We start from the raw sequence: 390 nt of genomic DNA, 5'->3' as shown, positions 1-390 counted from the left end.
GGTGCCCAACCTCGCGTTTGAGACCCTGTGGGTGCTGGCCAGCGGCGTGTTCATCATCTTCTTGTTTGATTTGACCCTCAAGCTGCTGCGCAACTACTTCATCGACGTGGCGGGGAAAAAGTCCGACATTCTGATTTCCTCCAAACTGTTTGCCAAAGTGATGGGCATTCGTATGGAGTCGCGCCCGCCGTCGGTCGGCGCCTTTGCGCGTCACCTGCAGGAGTTTGAGTCAATTCGCGAGTTCTTTACCTCGGCGACCATCGCCTCTCTGATTGACCTGCCGTTTGCGCTGCTGTTTCTGACCCTGATTTGGCTGATGGCCGGCAATCTGGTGCTGGTGCCGGTCGCCGGCGTGGTGATTCTGATTGTCTACTCGCTGCTGATTCAGGC

1 pseudogene is annotated in these 390 nt (G+C 56.9%); it reads left to right on the top strand.

Annotation, left to right across the window (positions count from 1 at the left end):
* A pseudogene (locus JIG40_RS07120) lies at positions 1-390 on the top strand (type I secretion system permease/ATPase); the annotation flags it as partial.

The sequence above is a fragment of the Vibrio sp. bablab_jr001 genome, from assembly GCF_016464285.1.
Classification (GTDB): domain Bacteria; phylum Pseudomonadota; class Gammaproteobacteria; order Enterobacterales; family Vibrionaceae; genus Vibrio; species Vibrio fluvialis.
The sequence above is the reverse complement of the archived record's forward strand: the minus strand, read 5'-3'. Positions and strand labels throughout refer to the sequence as shown.